The 351-nt window shown below is 53.3% G+C and carries 1 rRNA gene; it reads right to left on the minus strand.

From position 1 onward, the window contains the following. Positions 1–8: 8 nt before the first annotated feature. Positions 9–123 (minus strand): 5S ribosomal RNA (gene rrf, locus A6M21_RS02600). Positions 124–351: the final 228 nt, after the last annotated feature.

A 351-nucleotide genomic window follows, 5' to 3' on the forward strand; every position in this document is an offset into this window, starting at 1 on the left:
AAAAAATATTGCAGCGGCGACCTACTCTCCCGGGGGTGATCCCCAAGTACCATCGGCCCTGGAGGGCTTAACTGCCGTGTTCGGGATGGGAACGGGTGTGTCCCCTCCGGCATGGCCACTGCAAAGCGGTTGTCGGTCGTCGGAAGTCGGATTAAAGGCAGGGATTTATGACTTCTGACGGCCGGTTAAATCTTCCCTCAAAACTTCACAGCGAAAAGTGTCCGTCTTTGCCGCCAGTAACCGTGGTCTTTACAAGTCAGATGTATTTTAGAAATCGCGTCAGCGATTTCTTTCTTACTCCGACTTCTGACCTCCGACATCTGACGACCGTTCTGGTCAAGTCCTCGACCG

The sequence above is a fragment of the Desulfotomaculum copahuensis genome (assembly GCF_001655685.1).
In the GTDB taxonomy this organism is placed as follows: Bacteria; Bacillota; Desulfotomaculia; order Desulfotomaculales; family Desulfovirgulaceae; genus Desulfotomaculum_G; species Desulfotomaculum_G copahuensis.